Source organism: Kaistia algarum (assembly GCF_026343945.1).
Classification (GTDB): domain Bacteria; phylum Pseudomonadota; class Alphaproteobacteria; order Rhizobiales; family Kaistiaceae; genus Kaistia; species Kaistia algarum.
On the sequence record NZ_JAPKNJ010000001.1, the window covers coordinates 2,595,914 to 2,611,442 of the forward strand.

At 64.6% G+C, this 15,529-nt stretch carries 16 protein-coding genes; 14 read left to right on the forward strand and 2 right to left on the reverse strand.

The genetic code is table 11. From position 1 onward, the window contains the following. Window positions 1-108: 108 nt before the first annotated feature. On the forward strand, window positions 109-1,644 hold the full coding sequence (gene zwf / locus OSH05_RS12455; RefSeq protein WP_104219824.1) for a glucose-6-phosphate dehydrogenase: 1,536 nt from the start codon (window positions 109-111) through the stop codon (window positions 1,642-1,644). A 25-nt stretch (window positions 1,645-1,669) separates the two neighbouring features. Here the strand turns inward: zwf and OSH05_RS12460 are convergent, their stop codons facing one another. After that, complete coding sequence (locus OSH05_RS12460; protein WP_104219671.1) at window positions 1,670-2,623, reverse strand: threonine ammonia-lyase; 954 nt, start codon at window positions 2,621-2,623, stop codon at window positions 1,670-1,672. An 89-nt stretch (window positions 2,624-2,712) separates the two neighbouring features. On the opposite strand from OSH05_RS12460, the gene OSH05_RS12465 reads away from it, so the two are divergent. Continuing rightward, a complete protein-coding gene (locus OSH05_RS12465) occupies window positions 2,713-3,174 on the forward strand; it encodes an Lrp/AsnC family transcriptional regulator (protein ID WP_104219672.1) in 462 nt (153 codons plus the stop codon). Between the two features lie 42 nt (window positions 3,175-3,216). Then, window positions 3,217-3,558, forward strand: coding sequence for a YciI family protein (locus OSH05_RS12470; RefSeq protein ID WP_104219673.1), 342 nt, complete (start codon window positions 3,217-3,219; stop codon window positions 3,556-3,558). Window positions 3,559-3,586: 28 nt separating this feature from the next. On the opposite strand, the gene OSH05_RS12475 is transcribed toward OSH05_RS12470, so the two are convergent. Beyond that, window positions 3,587-4,066, reverse strand: a complete 480-nt coding sequence (locus OSH05_RS12475) for a VOC family protein (protein ID WP_104219674.1) — start codon at window positions 4,064-4,066, stop codon at window positions 3,587-3,589. A gap of 151 nt (window positions 4,067-4,217) precedes the next feature. Between OSH05_RS12475 and OSH05_RS12480 the strand changes: the two genes are divergently transcribed. The 11 genes from OSH05_RS12480 to OSH05_RS12530 all read left to right on the forward strand — a co-directional run bounded on the left by OSH05_RS12480 (window position 4,218) and on the right by OSH05_RS12530 (window position 15,357). Then, the gene (locus tag OSH05_RS12480; protein ID WP_104219675.1) at window positions 4,218-4,655 is read left to right on the forward strand and encodes a DUF1801 domain-containing protein; all 438 of its coding nucleotides are present in this window, start codon (window positions 4,218-4,220) and stop codon (window positions 4,653-4,655) included. 118 nt (window positions 4,656-4,773) lie between these two features. Then, on the forward strand, window positions 4,774-5,943 hold the full coding sequence (locus OSH05_RS12485; RefSeq protein ID WP_104219676.1) for an extracellular solute-binding protein: 1,170 nt from the start codon (window positions 4,774-4,776) through the stop codon (window positions 5,941-5,943). Further along, on the forward strand, window positions 5,940-6,794 hold the full coding sequence (locus OSH05_RS12490; protein WP_104219677.1) for an IclR family transcriptional regulator: 855 nt from the start codon (window positions 5,940-5,942) through the stop codon (window positions 6,792-6,794). The genes OSH05_RS12485 and OSH05_RS12490 overlap by 4 nt, the downstream gene beginning before the upstream one ends. A gap of 57 nt (window positions 6,795-6,851) precedes the next feature. Continuing rightward, a complete protein-coding gene (locus OSH05_RS12495) occupies window positions 6,852-7,886 on the forward strand; it encodes a sugar ABC transporter substrate-binding protein (RefSeq protein WP_104219678.1) in 1,035 nt (344 codons plus the stop codon). 151 nt (window positions 7,887-8,037) lie between these two features. Further along, complete coding sequence (locus OSH05_RS12500; RefSeq protein WP_104219679.1) at window positions 8,038-9,021, forward strand: ABC transporter permease; 984 nt, start codon at window positions 8,038-8,040, stop codon at window positions 9,019-9,021. Further along, window positions 9,011-10,534 carry a sugar ABC transporter ATP-binding protein gene (locus tag OSH05_RS12505; protein WP_104219680.1) on the forward strand — a complete coding sequence of 508 codons (1,524 nt, stop codon included), beginning with the start codon at window positions 9,011-9,013 and terminating at the stop codon, window positions 10,532-10,534. The genes OSH05_RS12500 and OSH05_RS12505 overlap by 11 nt, the downstream gene beginning before the upstream one ends. Next, window positions 10,518-11,507, forward strand: a complete 990-nt coding sequence (locus OSH05_RS12510; protein WP_104219681.1) for an ABC transporter permease — start codon at window positions 10,518-10,520, stop codon at window positions 11,505-11,507. The genes OSH05_RS12505 and OSH05_RS12510 overlap by 17 nt, the downstream gene beginning before the upstream one ends. 11 nt (window positions 11,508-11,518) lie before the next feature. Then, window positions 11,519-12,304 (forward strand): SDR family NAD(P)-dependent oxidoreductase, encoded by a 786-nt coding sequence (locus tag OSH05_RS12515; RefSeq protein WP_104219682.1) that lies wholly within the window; start codon window positions 11,519-11,521, stop codon window positions 12,302-12,304. A gap of 26 nt (window positions 12,305-12,330) precedes the next feature. Continuing rightward, window positions 12,331-13,536 carry a CaiB/BaiF CoA transferase family protein gene (locus tag OSH05_RS12520; RefSeq protein WP_104219683.1) on the forward strand — a complete coding sequence of 402 codons (1,206 nt, stop codon included), beginning with the start codon at window positions 12,331-12,333 and terminating at the stop codon, window positions 13,534-13,536. A 4-nt stretch (window positions 13,537-13,540) separates the two neighbouring features. Further along, a complete protein-coding gene (locus tag OSH05_RS12525) occupies window positions 13,541-14,335 on the forward strand; it encodes an enoyl-CoA hydratase/isomerase family protein (protein ID WP_104219684.1) in 795 nt (264 codons plus the stop codon). After that, on the forward strand, window positions 14,335-15,357 hold the full coding sequence (locus OSH05_RS12530) for an aldose epimerase family protein (protein WP_104219685.1): 1,023 nt from the start codon (window positions 14,335-14,337) through the stop codon (window positions 15,355-15,357). Before OSH05_RS12525 ends, OSH05_RS12530 begins: the two co-directional genes overlap by 1 nt. Window positions 15,358-15,529: the final 172 nt, after the last annotated feature.

A 15,529-nucleotide genomic window follows, 5' to 3' on the forward strand; every position in this document is an offset into this window, starting at 1 on the left:
TGACGTAAATTCGGCCGCCGTCATCATCCGGTCTTCCGATCTTAATCGAATTTCAGCATGGTTCCGGCAAGAGCGGACGGCAATGCGCCGATGAAGAAGAGGACGAACATGACCGACGCCAGCAGCTCTAAGCCTGCCAAGGACGATTCCGGGCCGGCGCCCGCGTCGACGCTGTTCATCTTCGGTGCCTCCGGCGATTTGACCAAGCGCCTCGTCATGCCGGCGCTCTACAATCTGGCGCGCGAGGGCGCGCTGGATCCTGCCTTTCAGATCGTAGGCGTCGACATCGTCCCGCATACTGACGAGGACTACCGGACCTTCCTGACCGAAGCGGCCAAGGAAGTCGCGGTCGGCACCGGTGCGACGCCGAACCCGACCGCCTGGTCCTGGCTGATGGAGCGTGTCCATTACATTGTCGGTGATTTCGACAGCGCCGAAACTTACCACAAGGTCCGCGCCTGGCTGGACCAGCGCAAGACCGAGACCGGACAGGCCAATGCCGTGTTCTACATGGCCGTCACGCCGCGCTTCTTCGCGTCGATCGCGCAAAAGCTGGGCGAGAACGGCCTGTTCGAAGAGAGCGAGAACGCCTTCCGCCGCATCGTCGTCGAAAAGCCCTTCGGCACGGATCTGGCTTCGGCCAAGGCGCTCAATGCGCACCTGCTCCAGTCGGCAAGCGAGCATCAGATCTTCCGCATCGACCATTTCCTAGGCAAGGAGACGGTGCAGAACGTCATGGCGATGCGCTTCGGCAACGGCATCTTCGAGCCGCTGTGGAACCGCAATTTCATCGACCATGTCCAGATCACCGCCGCCGAGACGGTGACGGTCGAACAGCGCGGCAAGTTCTATGACGCGACGGGCGCGTTGCGCGACATGGTGCCGAACCACATGTTCCAGCTTCTCGCCATGGTCGCGATGGAGCCGCCGAACTCCTTCGACGCCGATGCGATCCGCACCGAGAAGGCCAAGGTCATCCAGGCGATCGGCCAGATGACCCCGGAAGAGGTCGAGCGCGATACGGTGCGGGCGCAATATCTGGCCGGCAATATCGGCGGGCGCCACGTCAAGAACTATCCCTGGGAGGACAATGTCGCCCATGACAGCCGCCGCGAGACCTATGTTGCGTTGAAGCTCAATGTCGACAATTGGCGCTGGTCGGGCGTGCCCTTCTATATACGTACCGGCAAGGCGCTCGCGGTGCGCCGCACCGAGATCATGATCCAGTTCAAGCGGCCGCCGCATCGCCTCTTCGACGAGACGCCGACGGACGCGGTCGAGCCCAATGCCCTCGTCATCCGTGTCCAGCCCAATGAGGGTATCTCGCTGCGCCTCGCCGCCAAGATCCCCGGCCGCCAGGTCCGCCTCGCCGAAGTCGACATGGATTTCCGCTATTCGGACTACTTCAAGGCCGAGCCCTCAACGGGCTACGAGACACTGATCTATGACTGCCTGACGGGCGACGCGACGCTCTTCCAGCGCGCCGACAACATCGAAGCCGGCTGGGCCGTGGTCCAACCGATCCTCGACCAGTGGGAAGCCGGCCAGGGCGAACTCCACCACTACAAGGCCGGCAGCGCCGGCCCGGCAGCGGCGGACCGGCTGATCGAGCGCGACGGGTTCAACTGGCTGCCGCTGGCTTAAGCGGGAGTGCCCGCTCCTCGTCTTTTTAGGCGGAGGGCAGCCATGCCTTGATCTGTTGATCCGTGAGGTTGGCGCCGCATAGCATCGTCGCGATGCGGCTGCCTTTCAGCGCGGAGGCGTTTGCGAGGATGGCGGCCAGTCCTGCGGCGCCGGCGGGCTCGACCAGACGGTTCCAGGTTGCATGGGCGAACCGCATCGCAGCCAGAATCTGGTCGTCGTCTACCAGAACGATGTCGTCGATCGTGTCCTTGAGCCAGTCGACTGCCGAGGGCACGGGAATCCGCACGGCGATTCCGTCGGCGATCGTGCGGGCCTCCGGAGTGGGAACCGCTTCGCCGGCCTTCCAGGACAGGGCCATGCAAGGCGCGCCGCTCGCAGCGACGGCGACGACCTTTGTCCGCGGCGATCTCGCCTTGAACCAGCAGCCTATTCCGGCTGCCAAAGCGCCGTTGCCGAGTGGAATGAAAATGGCGTCGATGTCGTCGACCGCTTCCGTCAGTTCCGCCGCTATCGTTCCTGCCCCTTCGGCAATGGCCGCGCTCGCGCCATCCTCGACGAAGGTCAGGCCCCGCTCTGTCGCGTAGGCCCGTCCGGCCTCCTTGGCTCCGTCAAAATCCTCGCAGGCGAGCACGACCTCGGCACCGAACCGGCGCATGGCCTCGATCTTCAGCGGGTTGGCGTTCAGGCTGGCGAAGACGGTCAGCGATCGTTTGTGCCGCGCGGCATTATAGGCGAGTCCCTGACCGAAGTTCCCGGCGGATGCCGTGACCAGAGGGGGCCCGTTGTCAGCCAGATTGGCGAGGAAAAAGCCCGTCCCTCTTCCCTTGAAACTTCGGATCGGGTTGTCGGTCTCGTCCTTGGCGAACAGCGACAGCGCGAGCGCATCGGAGCGCAGCAGGCCTGAGTTCAGGAACACGGGATCGATCTGCTGGCGGGCATGGTCGATATTGATGGCGGAGAGGGGGGCTTGGCTCGTCATGGCGTGATGGTATGAATTTAGCGCGCGGAAAAACCGTGATAGATCTCTAAAAATAGCGGAAATTCCGCGAAAGGGAGCGGATTGGCGCCGTGGATGACATTGATCGAACCATACTTTCGATGCTGCAGGAAAATGCGGACGTTCCCGGCAAGATCATTGCCGACGCGGTCCGCCTCTCCACCTCGGCCGTCGAGCGCCGGATCGCCAGACTGAAGCAGGATGGGTTCATCGAGAAAATCGTGGCGGTGGTCAGCCCGAAGGCCGTCAATCGCACCTTGTCCATTCTCGTCGAACTCGAAATCCAGAACGAACATCGACACACGCTGGAGCAATTTCAGCGATGGGTCGACCGTGCGCCTGAAGTTCAATCGTGCTGGTATGTCACCGGCGATATGGACTTCGTGCTTCTGGTAGTCGTCCGCGACCTCGAAGAATATAATGCCTTCATTGAGCGGCTCATGGGCGAGCAGCAGGCGCTGGTGCGGAAATACAAAAGCCTGATCGCGCTCAAGACGGTCAAGCATGGCTTGGGGCTTTCCATCCAGGCGTGAAGGCTTCCGCGTTCGACCGGCCTTTCGATCTCAGGAGGAACCATGGCACAATACTGGGTCGCTATTCACCACCCCGACGACTACGATCCGTTCGTCTCCGAAGACGAGGCGATGGCGCGTGCTATCGATGCGCTGAACGACGAGATGGTCGCTGCCGGCGTCCGGGTCTTCGTCGGCGGACTACAGCCGGCAGGCCGCGCCATGTCGCTGCGGGCGCGGCCCGATGGAGATTTGGTCGTCGCCAGCGGACCCTATCTCAAGACGACCGAACATGTCGGCGGCTTCTGGGTGCTGGATGTCGAGGATATGGACGGGGCGCTGGCCTGGGGACAAAAGGCTGCCATCGCTTGCCGGGCACCCGTCGAAGTCCGACCGTTTCACTGAGAGCGCAGCGAGACAGTGGTCCAATCCGTCAGCCGCGCCGGGCGGCTTCGATCGCGGCGACGTCGATCTTCCTCATCTCCATCATGGCGGCAAAGGCGCGCTTGGCCTCGTCGCCCCCGGCCGCCAGCGCCTCGGTCAGCACGCGCGGCGTGATCTGCCAGGAGAGGCCCCATTTGTCCTTGCACCAGCCGCATTCGCTTTCCTGACCGCCATTGCCCACGATGGCGTTCCAGTAGCGGTCGGTCTCGGCCTGGTCATCTGTGGCGATCTGGAACGAGAAGGCTTCGGTATGGCGAAAGGCCGGACCGCCATTGAGGCCGAGGCAAGGTATGCCGGCGACAGTGAATTCAACCGTCAACACGTCGCCCGCCTTGCCGAAAGGGTAGTCGCCGGGAGCTTTGTGCACAGCAGTCACCGTGCTGTCCGGAAATGTCTCGGCATAGAAGCGCGCTGCGGCCTCGGCGTCTTTGTCGTACCATATGCAGATCGTGTTCTTGGCGGTTGCCATAGCTCGTCCTTTCGTTTCTGTAGCCCGTTGCGTTCCTGCTTCGTACGCCGAAGGTGCCGCTCGCGGTTTGCCTTGATGGCACAGCATGAACGCAGAATGGCCGCGTGCCAAATCGGGTTCCGCCAGTCGCCGCTGAAGAGGGCCGCCCATCATGCCGATTGTCACTCCCGAAGATCCAGGCATCTCCCCCTCCGCCCGCATTGACGCCCATATCGCCGAACTCGGCGATTGGCGCGGCGCTATGCTGGCCCGTGTCCGGGCTCTCATCCGTGAGGCCGATCCGGACGGTGTCGAGGCATGGAAATGGGGAATCCCAGTCTGGGAGCATGGCGGGATCCTCTGTACCGGCGAGACCTACAAGAAGGTCGTGAAGCTCACCTTCGCGAAGGGCGCATCACTGGCCGACCCGTCCGGCCTGTTCAATTCCAGCGTGGACGGCAAGGTACGGCGGGCCATTGATATTCGGGAGGGCGCGGAAGTTGATGAAGCGGCGTTCAAGGCGCTGATCCGCGCTGCCGTGGCGTTGAATCGGGCCGCTCCGGCCGATTCTGGACCCGTGCGGTCACGCAAGACGTCAGGTAGCGCTTGATGCCAGCCGGCCTCAGGGTTGCGGTGCGAGCATATAAGAAAAGAATTTGCATCTGTAAAAAATGAGGCTATCGTTCTCCTCAAGCTGGTGCAATCCGGCGCTGATGGGAGACGACGGAATGACGGCCACGCTGCGGGGGCTCGCCTGGGATCACCGACGTTGCTGGGGACCGCTCGATGCGAGCGTCGAGCCCTATCGCGCCGCCCATCCGGGCTTCGACATCGCGTGGGATCGCCGCAGCCTCTACGAGTTCGGCGAGGGCCGGCTCGAAGACGTGTTGCAGGATTATGATCTGGTCGTCTTCGACCATCCCTTCATCGGCGACATCGCCGAGGGGGGGCTGATGGTGCCGTTCGATCCCTATCTTTCCGCCGAGGAGCGCGCGCGTTTCGCCGCCGACAGTGTCGGCGGTTCCTGGCGCTCCTATCAGGCCGACGCGAGGCAATGGGCCCTGCCGATCGACGCGGCGGCGCAGGTCGCCTCCTACCGGCCCGACCTGCTCCCCGCCTTTGCCGATGCCCCGCCGCAAAACCATGCAGAAATCGTCAAGCTTGGCAATGCGCTTCGCCGCGATGGGCGCTGCATTGGCCTTCCCTTCGTCCCGACCGACGCGATGTGCCTGGTGTTGACGCTCGCCGCCGGCGCCGGTGATGCGATTGGTGAGGGCGGCCGCTTCCTGCCGCAAGAGGCGGTCGAGCGCATTGTCGGCGAGCTGGCCGAACTTGCGGCGCTCGCCCATCCGATGTCTGCCCAGTGGAACCCGATCCGCTGCTATGACCACATGGTCGCACAGGACGACGTCGTCTATGTCCCCTACGCCTTCGGCTATGTGAACTACGCTTCCCGCGCCGAGACGCCGCGTCTCGCCTTTACGGATATCCCGGTCGAAGGTTCCCGCGGCGCGCTGCTTGGCGGGGCTGGGATCGGCGTCAGCGCGTTCTCCAAGCACCGCGAGGCGGCGATCGCCTATGCGCTGCATCTATGCTCGGCCGATTATCAGCGCGGTGACTACGTGGCCTTCGGGGGGCAGCCCGGCTCGCTCGCCGCATGGCGCGATCCGGCCGCGAACGAGGCGACGCGCCATTTCTTTGCCAATACGCTGGCGACGCTGACGAATTCCTATCTCCGGCCAACCCATCCGGGCTTCATCTCGTTCTTCCGCGACCTGACCCATCCCGCCCACGAGGCGATCGCCGGGCGGCTTCCAGCGAAGGAACTCGCGAAGCTCCTCGACCGCCGCTATGCCGAGACCCTGCCAGCGCCCGAACTCGGACGGAGGGCGGTATGAGCGTCGCGGAAGGCGATTTCGCCATCGAAGGCGAGGACACTGACGCCGCGGGCGAGGCGCGGCGCGACTACAAGGTGCCGGCGGCCGAGAAGGCGCTGGACATCCTCGAATATATGGCGGCGCGCAACGAGGATCTGACGCAGACCGAAATCTCCGCCGGACTTGGTCGCTCGATCCATGAGATCTACCGCGTCATCCAGCTGCTCGAGGGACGCGGCTATCTGATCCGCACCCGGGCTGACCGCTACCGCCTGTCGCTGAAGCTGTTCGAGCTCGCGCACATGCATCCGCCGGTCAATCGCCTCGTCGATGCCGCGCTGCCTGTGTTGCGCGGGCTCGTCGGCGGCACGGACCAGAGCTGCCATCTCGTCGTGCTGCGCGGCTCGACCGTGCTCGTCGTACTGCAGGTCGATTCGCCCCTGCCCATGCGCTATTCGGTGGCGCTCGGCTCACATTTCCCGGTGCTGGAGACGAGTTCCGGCGCCGTGTTGCTTTCGGCGCTGCCGCCGGCCGAGCGCGAGGCACTCGTCAGCGAGGTGCTGGCTTCGGGCGAAGCCGGCGCCGGCCGCGAGGAAATCGCCGCTCGCCTCGGCGAGATCGAGCGTCTCGGCCATGAGATGCGCGCGTCGCTCGCCGTCGAAGGCTGCACCAATATCTCGGTGCCGATCCGCGATCATATCGGCGCGACCGTCGCCGCGCTCACCGTTCCCTATCTGCCGCAAAAGCAGGCCCGCTTCGACAAGGCGAGCGTGCTTGCCTCGGCCCGCGCGGCAGCCAACGAGATTTCGCGCGCGCTCGGTGCGCCGGAAGCGGCGGGGAGGAACCGCGCCGTTCGCGCGGAGAGTTCCTAGTCGAGACCTGACCGCCCGGGAGGGGCGGATCGCTTTTAGAAGAGGGAGGAATGCACCATGAAGAAACTGCTGATCGGTCTTCTCGCCACATCCGCTTTCGCGGTGATGGCGGCCAGCTCGGCCATGGCGGCCGAGACCATGCCGAAGAAGGTTGGCTACGTCGTCAACTATGCGACGCATGAGTGGTACCAGAACGTCATCAAGGGCATGAAGGACCGCGGCAAGCAGCTTGGCATCGAGGTCGAGGTCAAGGACGCCAATCTTGACGCCGCCAAGCAGGTTGCCGCCGCCGAGGACTTCATCTCGCAGGGCGTCGACGTGCTGATCATCACGCCGGTGAACGAGGACGCCGTCGCGCCGCTGCTGCGCCGTGCCAAGGAAGAGGGCGTTCCGATCGTCCTCGAAGGCAACCCCGTCAAGGGCATGACGACACTGGTCGCGATCTGCGACTATGACACCGGCTATCATGCGGGTGTCGAGGCCGGTAAATATGCCAAGGCGCATCTCGGCGGCAAGGCCAATGTCATGAATGTCGGCCTGCCGCTGCTCTCGGCGACGGTGCTTCGTTCCAAGGGCTTCATGGACGGCATCAAGACGGAGATCCCCGGCGCGGTGATGGTCCATGACCTCGATGGTGGCGGTAACCCCGACCGTTCCTTCGAGGTCTCGGCCGCGGCGCTCGCCCAGAACGGCGACATCAACGTGATCTACGGCATCAACGATAGTTCGTCGCTCGGCGGTCTGCAGGCCTGGAAGGCGGCTGGCAAGTCGCAGGACAATCTGCTCGTCGTCGGCACCGGCGGTGAAGGCCTTGCCTTCATCAACGCGATCGAGAAGGAGCCGTCCTACAAGATCGAAGCGGCGATGTTCCCCGAGAAGGTCGGCTTCACTGCGATGGACGCCGCCGTCAAGCTCTACAACAAGGAAGAAGTCCCGACCTGGATCGTCTCCCCGACCACGCCGATGAATGGCGAGGACTGGAAGAAGTTCTATTCGGTCGAAGGCACCACCCGCACCATCAACTGGGACAACGTCAACAAGGTCGTCGCCCCGGACAAGTGCATGCAGACGGCGGCCGATCTCAAGAAATAAGCCGTCAATTCCTGCCGGGGGCGGCCCGCCGTCCCCGGCGAATCTTCCGAATTGCGAAGCGACCCTTTCTTCAGCTCTCCCTCAGAGAGAGGCAAAGGGGCAGCGGCCCGTCTTGCCACACTGAACGAGACCCAATGTTCCGAGCCGCCCTATGACCAGCGAAACCCTGCCGGCGCGCAAGCGCGACGTCTCCTTCCGCGCGCTGACCGACAACAGTCAGATCGTGCTCATCGGCCTGCTGATCGGGCTGTGCCTCGCCATCTCGCTGGCGGCGCCGCAATTCTATTCCGCCGACAACGCCATCGCGATCCTGAGGCAATGTTCGCTGGTGCTGATCGTCGCTGTCGGCATGACCATGCTGCTCGTCGCCGGCGAGGTCGATCTCTCGGTCGGCGCGTCGCTTGCCTTTACCGGCTGCGTCGCGATGGACGTGACCAACCGAACCCATTCGGTGGCGCTCGGCACGATCGCCGCGCTGGCCTTCGCCGGAGCGGTCGGGCTCTTCAACGGCCTCGTCGTGACCCGCCTCCGGATCAACTCGCTGATCGCCACAATCGCGACCATGATGATCCTGCAAGGCGGTGTGTTCCTCTATACGCGCGAAGCCGTGCAGAACGGCCACCAGCTCGATGCCTTCACGGCGATCGGCGCCGGCTATGTCGGGCCGATCCCGATCCCGGTGATCCTGGCGATCGTCATCTTCGTCATCGGCTTCATCGCGCTGCGCTTCACGCTGTTCGGCCGCTATCTCTATGCCGTCGGCGCCAATCTGAAGGCGGCGCGGCTCTCGGGCCTCCGGGCCGAGCGGCTGAAGCTGATCGCCTTCGTCATCACCGGCCTGCTCGTCGGCGTCGCCGGGCTGATCCTTTCCTCGCTGATGAATGCCGGCCAACCGACGGCGGGGCGGGGCTTCGAGCTGACCGTGATCGCCGCGGTGATCCTTGGCGGCACCTCGCTTGCTGGCGGGCGCGGCACGCTGATGGGAACTCTGCTCGGCGTGCTGCTGCTCAAGGTCATCGACAACGGGATCATCATCCTGCGCTGGAACCAGGATCTGCAGATGGTCGTGCCCGGCCTCGTCATCATCCTCGCCACTTGGCTCGATCTCGTGCGGAGGCGCGGCGATGCTCGCTGAACCGTCGCAGAAGCCGGCGATCTCGCTGGATGTTCCCGCGCTCGACATGCGCGGCATCGGCAAGCGCTTCCCCGGCGTCGTGGCGCTGGACGGCGTCGACCTGACGCTGATGCCCGGCAAGGTGCATGCGCTGATGGGCGAGAACGGCGCCGGCAAATCGACCCTGATCAAGATCCTGGCCGGGGTCTATGGAAAGGACAACGGCACGATCGCCATTGCCGGAGAGGAGACCGAACTGAAGACGCCGCGCGATGCGCTGAAGAAGGGCATCAAGGTCGTCTTCCAGGAAATCGCGCTGATCTCCGAATTCACCGTCGCCGAGAACATCGTCCTCGAGGAATACCCGAAACGTCCCGGCGGCTCGATCGACTGGAAGACCATCCGCACCGAGGCCAAGGCGTTGTTCGACCGCATCGGCTTCGCCGTCGATCCGGCGGCGCGGACCGGCGATCTTCCCGTCAGCCAGCAACAGATGGTCGAGATCGCCCGCGCGCTGGCGCATGAGGCAAAGATCGTCGTCATGGACGAGCCGACCTCGTCGCTGACGCCGAAGGAAGTCGAACTGCTCTTCGTCGTCATCCGGCGCCTGACCTCGCTCGGCATCGCCGTCCTCTATGTGAGCCACAAGCTCGACGAGGTGTTCGAGATTTCGGACACGGTGACGGTGCTGCGCGATGGCCGCCATATCTCGACCAAGCCGACCTCCGAACATACGAATGACAGCCTGATCCAGGACATGATCGGCCGGCGGATCGAAAACCTCTTTCCGCGCTCGCGCCAGCATGCGACCGGCAAGGTTGCGGTGAAGGTCGAAGGACTTTCGACCGACGCCAAATTGAAGGACGTCTCCTTCGAGGCGCGGGCCGGCGAGGTGCTTGGCTTCTTCGGGCTGATGGGTGCCGGGCGCACCGAGCTTGCCAAAGCGATCGTCGGCTATGACCCGATCCGCACCGGGACGATCACGATCGACGGCGCTCACCTGAAGCCGCACGATACGCGCACCGCTGTCTCGCTGGGCATCGGCCTCCTGACCGAGGACCGCAAGCTCGAAGGGCTGATGCTGGAACTCCCCGTTCAGCAGAATATGAGCCTCGCCGCGCTTTCATCTTTCGCCAAGGCCGGCTTCGTCGACGAGGGTCGCGAGCGGAGCGCGGTGCAATCCTTCGTCGACCGGTTCCGAGTCAAGACGCCGAGCCTCGCCCAGCCGATCAAGAACCTCTCCGGCGGCAACCAGCAGAAGGTGCTGCTGGCGCGCTGGCTGATGCGGGGCCTCAAGGTCATTGTCGTCGACGAGCCGACGCGGGGCATCGATGTCGGTGCCAAGTCGGAGATCTTCGCGCTGATCGACCGCCTCGCCGGCGAGGGCCTCGCCGTCATCATGATGACCTCGGAAATGCCCGAGCTGCTCGGCCTCTCCGACCGCATCGCGGTCATGGCGGAGGGGCGGCTGACCGCGACCTTCTCGCGTGAGGAAGCGACGCAGGAAAGGATCTTGAATGCCGCGATCGCCTAGCCTTTCCGCTGCCGGCTCGTCGCCGGGCATCGCCCGCCTCTTCTTCCGCCGCAGCGAGGTCGGCCTTCTTGTCGCTCTGCTTGCCGTGATCCTGTTTTTCGCGCTCGCCTCCGACACGTTCCTGACCGTGCGCAATATGACCAATGTGCTCGGCCAAGCCTCGCTCGCCATGATCGCCGGCATCGGCGTCGCGATCGTCTTCATCTCGGGCGAGGTCGACGTCTCGGTCGGTTCGCTGGTCGCCGCGGTGGCGATCCCGCTGATCACGGTGATGAATGCGACGGAATCGCTGGCGCTCGGCATCGCGGCGGCGCTGGCGCTCGGCCTTGCCATCGGCATCGTCAACGGCTTTCTCGCCGCCTATCTCGGCATCAATTCGCTGATCGTGACGCTCGGCACGCTCTTCATCCTGCGCGGCGGCGTCTATCTCTATACGGGTCAGAAGGCGATCCCGGACGATGTGGCGCTGGAGAGTTTCTTCCAGCTCGGCAATGGCCGCCTGCTGGGCGTCGTGCCCTGGCCGGCGGTGATCGCGCTCGTCCTGCTGCTCGTCTTCGCCTATGTGATGCGCCACCGCAGCTTCGGGCGGAAAGTCTATGCCGTCGGCGGCAATCCCGAGGTGGCGCGCCTCGCCGGCTATGATGTGAAGCGGGTCAAGTTCACCGGCTTCATCATCTCCTCGCTGCTTGCCACCGTCTCCGGCATATTGCTCGCCTCGCGCCTCGGCTCGGCCGTGCATGTCGCCGGCATCGGCTTCGAATTCCAGGTGGTGGCGGCCGTGGTGCTCGGCGGCGTCAGCCTTTCCGGCGGCGTCGGCTCGCTGTTCGGCGCCGCGCTCGGCGTGCTGATCCTCTCCTTTCTGTCGAACGGGCTGGGCATGCTCGATCTCGCCACCGAATGGCAGCTCGTCATCACCGGCTTCATCATCATCGCCGCCGTCGGTTTCGACGAGTGGAAGCGGCGCCAGCCATAGGAGGGCGGGTCATGGGACGTCTTGAAGGCAAGACCGCCGTCGTCACCGGCGCCGCCGACGGGATCGGCAATGCCATCGCGTCGGGCATGGCGCGTGAGGGCGCCCGCGTCTTCCTCTCCGATATCGACGATGCGAAAGGCGAGGCGGCAGCACAGGCGATCCGCGCCACCGGCGGCCACGCCACCTATGTCCATTGCGACGTCGCGGTCGAGGGCGATATCGCCGCGTTGATCGAGAAGGCCGTCGAGGAGACGGGCCGGATCGACGTGCTCGTCAACAATGCGGCGATCGCGATCGGCGGCATGCCGGTCCATGAGATGACCGACACGCAATGGCATCGCCTGATCGCGGTCAACCTCACCTCGGTCTTTCGCGGTTGCAAGTTCGTCCTGCCGCACATGATCCGCCAGAAATCCGGTTCGGTGATCAACATGGCATCGGCGCAGGGCCATGTTGGCCTCGATGGCTGGACCGCCTATGCCGGCGCCAAGGGCGCGGTGCTGTCGATGACGCGGCAGATGGCTGTCGAGTTCGGGCCCGCAGGCGTGCGCTTCAATTCGATCTCGCCGGGCACGATCGCGACGCCGATGAACGAGAAGGTCATCGCCGATCTCGGCGAGCATGTGGCCCGCGCCTGGGTCAAGATGCACCCGATCGGCCGCATCGGAAAACCGGAAGAAGTCGCGGAAGCGGCGATCTATCTGGCGAGCGACGCAGCCGGATTCACAACTGGCATCGATCTCAAGGTGGATGGCGGCCTGACCGCCGCCCCGCGCTTCGTGCCGGACCTCGTCTGACGCCAGACTCAACGAAAGCAGGAACCATGGAAAAGGCCCTCTCCGGCGTCACAATCCTCGATTTCAGCCATCTGCTCCAGGGGCCGTTCGCGACGCAATTGCTCGCCGATTTGGGCGCCGATGTGATCAAGATCGAGCGCGCCGGCCCCGGCGATCTGTTTCGCTCCATGACCTTCTTCGCCAAATGGGTCGGCGGCTCGGAAAGCCCGAATTTCCTCGCCTGGAACCGCAACAAACGGTCGATCGCGCTCAATCTGAAGAGCCGCAAGGTCCATTCGATCATCATGGAAATGGCGAAGAAGGCCGATGTCGTCGTGCAGAATTTCCGCCCCGGCGTGCTCGACCGGCTCGGCTATGGCTATGAGGATTTCAAGGCCGTCAATCCGCGCATCGTCTATTGCGCCGGCTCCGGCTATGGCGAGGAAGGCCCCTATCTGGATCGCCCCGGCCAGGACATGCTGATCCAGGGCCTCGTCGGCCTCCAGACCAATACCGGCCGTGGCGATGGCCCGCCCATCCCCGCCGGCTCGGGCCTTGCCGATCAGATCGGCGCGATGAACATGGTCTATGGCATCCTCGCCGCGTTGCTCTGGCGCGAGAAAAGCGGCAAGGGCCAGAAGATCGAGGTCAATCTCATGGCCGGCATGCTCGCCCATCTCGGCCAGGAATATTGCGCCGTGCTGAACCTCGACGAAGATTTCGTGCGGCCGAATTCCGGCATCGGCCATCCAGGCATGCAAGCGCCCTTCGGCGTCTATGAGACGCGCGACGGGCGCTATGTCTCGATCGCCATGAGCCCGTTCAAGACGCTCTATACCGTACTCGAAGCCCCGCATCTGGCTAGCTATGACGATCTCGAAACACTCTTCAAGAAGCGCGACGAGGTCTGGGAGAAGGTCAACGCCGAGACGACGAAGTTCGACATGGACGATCTGCTGGAGCGCATGCTCGGCGTCGACATCTGGTGCGCGCCTGTGCAGGACATCCGCGCGGCGAGTGAGGACGCGCAGGTCGTGCACATGAAGATGATCTCGTCCTACGAGCATCCGAAGGCTGGCACGGTCAAGGTCGTTGCCCCCGCGATCCGCATGAGTGAGACGCCGCCCTCGATCGATCGCCCCGCGCCGATGGTCGGCGAGCATGGCCGCGAGATCCTCGCGGAGTTCGGGTTCGCCGCCGAGGAGATCGACGCGCTGGAGGCCTCTGGCGACATGACGATCGAGCGGGTCTAGCGCCATGGCCGACGATTACGAGACGCTGACGATCGAGCGCGCCGACCGCGTGGCGCTGGTCACCTTCCGCCGCGCCGACCAGCTCAACGCCATGAACCGGCGCATGCAGGCCGAGATCACCGAGGCGTTCGAGCGGCTCTCGGAGGATCGCAACGTCGGCGCGATCGTCGTCACCGGCGAGGGACGTGGGTTCATGGCCGGCGCCGATATCAAGGAATATGCGGCGCAGACCGGCCCTGAATTCGATGCCTTCCAGAAGGCTGGCGGGCGGATGTATGCGGCGATCGAGGACAATGCCAAGCCCATCATCGCGGCGGTGAACGGTTTCGCTCTCGGCGGCGGCTTCGAACTGGTGCTCTGCTGCGATCTGGTGCTCGCCTCGAACTTTGCCAAATTCGGTTTGCCGGAAATCAAGCTCGGCCTCGTCCCCGGCGGCGGCGGCACGCAGCGCAGCGTCGACAAGCTCGGCCGCAACCGCGCTAATTTCCTGCTGATGACCGGCGCGATCCTGCCCGCCGCCGATTTTGTCGCGTTGGGCCTCGTCAACGAGATCGTCGAGGCGCCCGCTCTCGTGCCGCGTGCCCTGGAACTGGCGCGGACGATCGCGGCGGAGCCGGCCGACGCGGTCGAAGGGTTGAAACGGCTGACCGCCTTCGCGCTGTCGGGCGAACGCACGCTCGGCCTCGAACTGGAGCGTGAACTGGTATGCTCGCTCTATCGCAGCGACATCGGCCAGGCCCGCGTCCGGGACTTCGCTGCGAAGAGCATCGCGCGGGCCGTGGAGAAGGCGAAACAATAATGAGCGAAGACCGGGGAGACTCCTATCGCGGGCTCGGCTGGGCGCATGGTGCGCTGACCGTGCAGCGGCTCGGCGCCATGATGGCGCCACTGACCTTCGTGCTTGCCGACGGACGGCAGGTAAGCCCGATGCATATAGCGCCCTGGGCCGGGGCGCCCGGGACGGAGGAATTGCCGGGCATCTTGCGGCGCCTTCGAGGCGACTGGTCCTGCGCGCCCTTCGGCTACGCTGTTCCGGTGCCGGATGCCGCGCCAGACTGGGCGGCTCTGCTCGGTACGCCGGAGCCCGGCGAGGAACTGCACGGCCATTCCTCGAATGCCGAATGGGAGTGGGACGAGGGCGAGGACGGCACGCTGGCGCTGCGCCTCGTCTATCCGCCGGAAAGCCCGATCGAGCGCGTCGAGCGGCGGATCGAACCGGACCCCGCTGCGCCGGCCGTCGACATCGTCTTCAGCATCCATATCCGCGAATCCTGCCGCTTGCCGATCGGCATCCACCCGACCTTCCGCCTGCCGAAACTCGCGCAGGCCGCGCGGCTGGAGCCGGCGGCCTTCGCCGAGGGGCGCACCTATCCGGGCACGGTCGAGCCGGCCGCGCCGCTCTTCGCCATCGACCAGTGTTTCTCCGATCTTGCCGCCGTGCCGCTGCGCAGCGGCAGAACCTTTGACGCGACCCGTCTTCCCTTCGTCGATGATTCCGAGGAACTGGTTCAGCTGAACGGCATCGAGGGCAGCTGTGCGCTCGTCAACCGCGCCGAGGGCTATCGCGTCCGCCTCGTCTGGCAGAAGGAACATTTCCCAAGCCTGCTGCTCTGGTATTCGAATCGCGGACGGAAATTCAGCCCCTGGAACGGCGAGCAGGTGTCGATCGGCATCGAACCGCTCTGCTCGCCCTTCGGCCTCGGCCCGGCAACTGCGCGCGCCGACAACCCGATCGCGCGATCGGGCACGCCCACGGTCCGCGAATTCGCCGCCGGAGAGATCTTCACGACGCGCTACCGCATCGAAGCGGAAGCGATTTGAGGATGGCGTCGTCGATGATGATCGCCGCCGGAAAGCAAGACCCTCACCCCAACCCTCTCCCGCAAGCTGGCGAGGGAGTTCCGATGGCGTTCGCCCCAGTCTCCACGATCTATCGTTGTCGCCCCCTCTCCCGCATGGCGGGAGAGGGTAGGGGTGAGGGTCCTTCTGCCCA

Excerpts from the sequence above, each read along its gene's own strand:
- OSH05_RS12495 (WP_104219678.1), top strand. The coding sequence starts at position 6,852 with ATGAAGAAACTGCTGATCGGTCTTCTCGCCACATCCGCTTTCGCGGTG.
- OSH05_RS12510 (WP_104219681.1), top strand. The coding sequence starts at position 10,518 with ATGCCGCGATCGCCTAGCCTTTCCGCTGCCGGCTCGTCGCCGGGCATC.
- OSH05_RS12530 (WP_104219685.1), top strand. The coding sequence starts at position 14,335 with ATGAGCGAAGACCGGGGAGACTCCTATCGCGGGCTCGGCTGGGCGCAT.
- OSH05_RS12475 (WP_104219674.1), bottom strand. The coding sequence starts at position 4,066 with ATGGCAACCGCCAAGAACACGATCTGCATATGGTACGACAAAGACGCC.
- OSH05_RS12490 (WP_104219677.1), top strand. The coding sequence starts at position 5,940 with ATGAGCGTCGCGGAAGGCGATTTCGCCATCGAAGGCGAGGACACTGAC.
- OSH05_RS12485 (WP_104219676.1), top strand. The coding sequence starts at position 4,774 with ATGACGGCCACGCTGCGGGGGCTCGCCTGGGATCACCGACGTTGCTGG.
- OSH05_RS12480 (WP_104219675.1), top strand. The coding sequence starts at position 4,218 with ATGCCGATTGTCACTCCCGAAGATCCAGGCATCTCCCCCTCCGCCCGC.
- OSH05_RS12515 (WP_104219682.1), top strand. The coding sequence starts at position 11,519 with ATGGGACGTCTTGAAGGCAAGACCGCCGTCGTCACCGGCGCCGCCGAC.
- OSH05_RS12525 (WP_104219684.1), top strand. The coding sequence starts at position 13,541 with ATGGCCGACGATTACGAGACGCTGACGATCGAGCGCGCCGACCGCGTG.
- OSH05_RS12470 (WP_104219673.1), top strand. The coding sequence starts at position 3,217 with ATGGCACAATACTGGGTCGCTATTCACCACCCCGACGACTACGATCCG.
- OSH05_RS12500 (WP_104219679.1), top strand. The coding sequence starts at position 8,038 with ATGACCAGCGAAACCCTGCCGGCGCGCAAGCGCGACGTCTCCTTCCGC.
- OSH05_RS12505 (WP_104219680.1), top strand. The coding sequence starts at position 9,011 with ATGCTCGCTGAACCGTCGCAGAAGCCGGCGATCTCGCTGGATGTTCCC.
- OSH05_RS12460 (WP_104219671.1), bottom strand. The coding sequence starts at position 2,623 with ATGACGAGCCAAGCCCCCCTCTCCGCCATCAATATCGACCATGCCCGC.
- zwf (WP_104219824.1), top strand. The coding sequence starts at position 109 with ATGACCGACGCCAGCAGCTCTAAGCCTGCCAAGGACGATTCCGGGCCG.
- OSH05_RS12520 (WP_104219683.1), top strand. The coding sequence starts at position 12,331 with ATGGAAAAGGCCCTCTCCGGCGTCACAATCCTCGATTTCAGCCATCTG.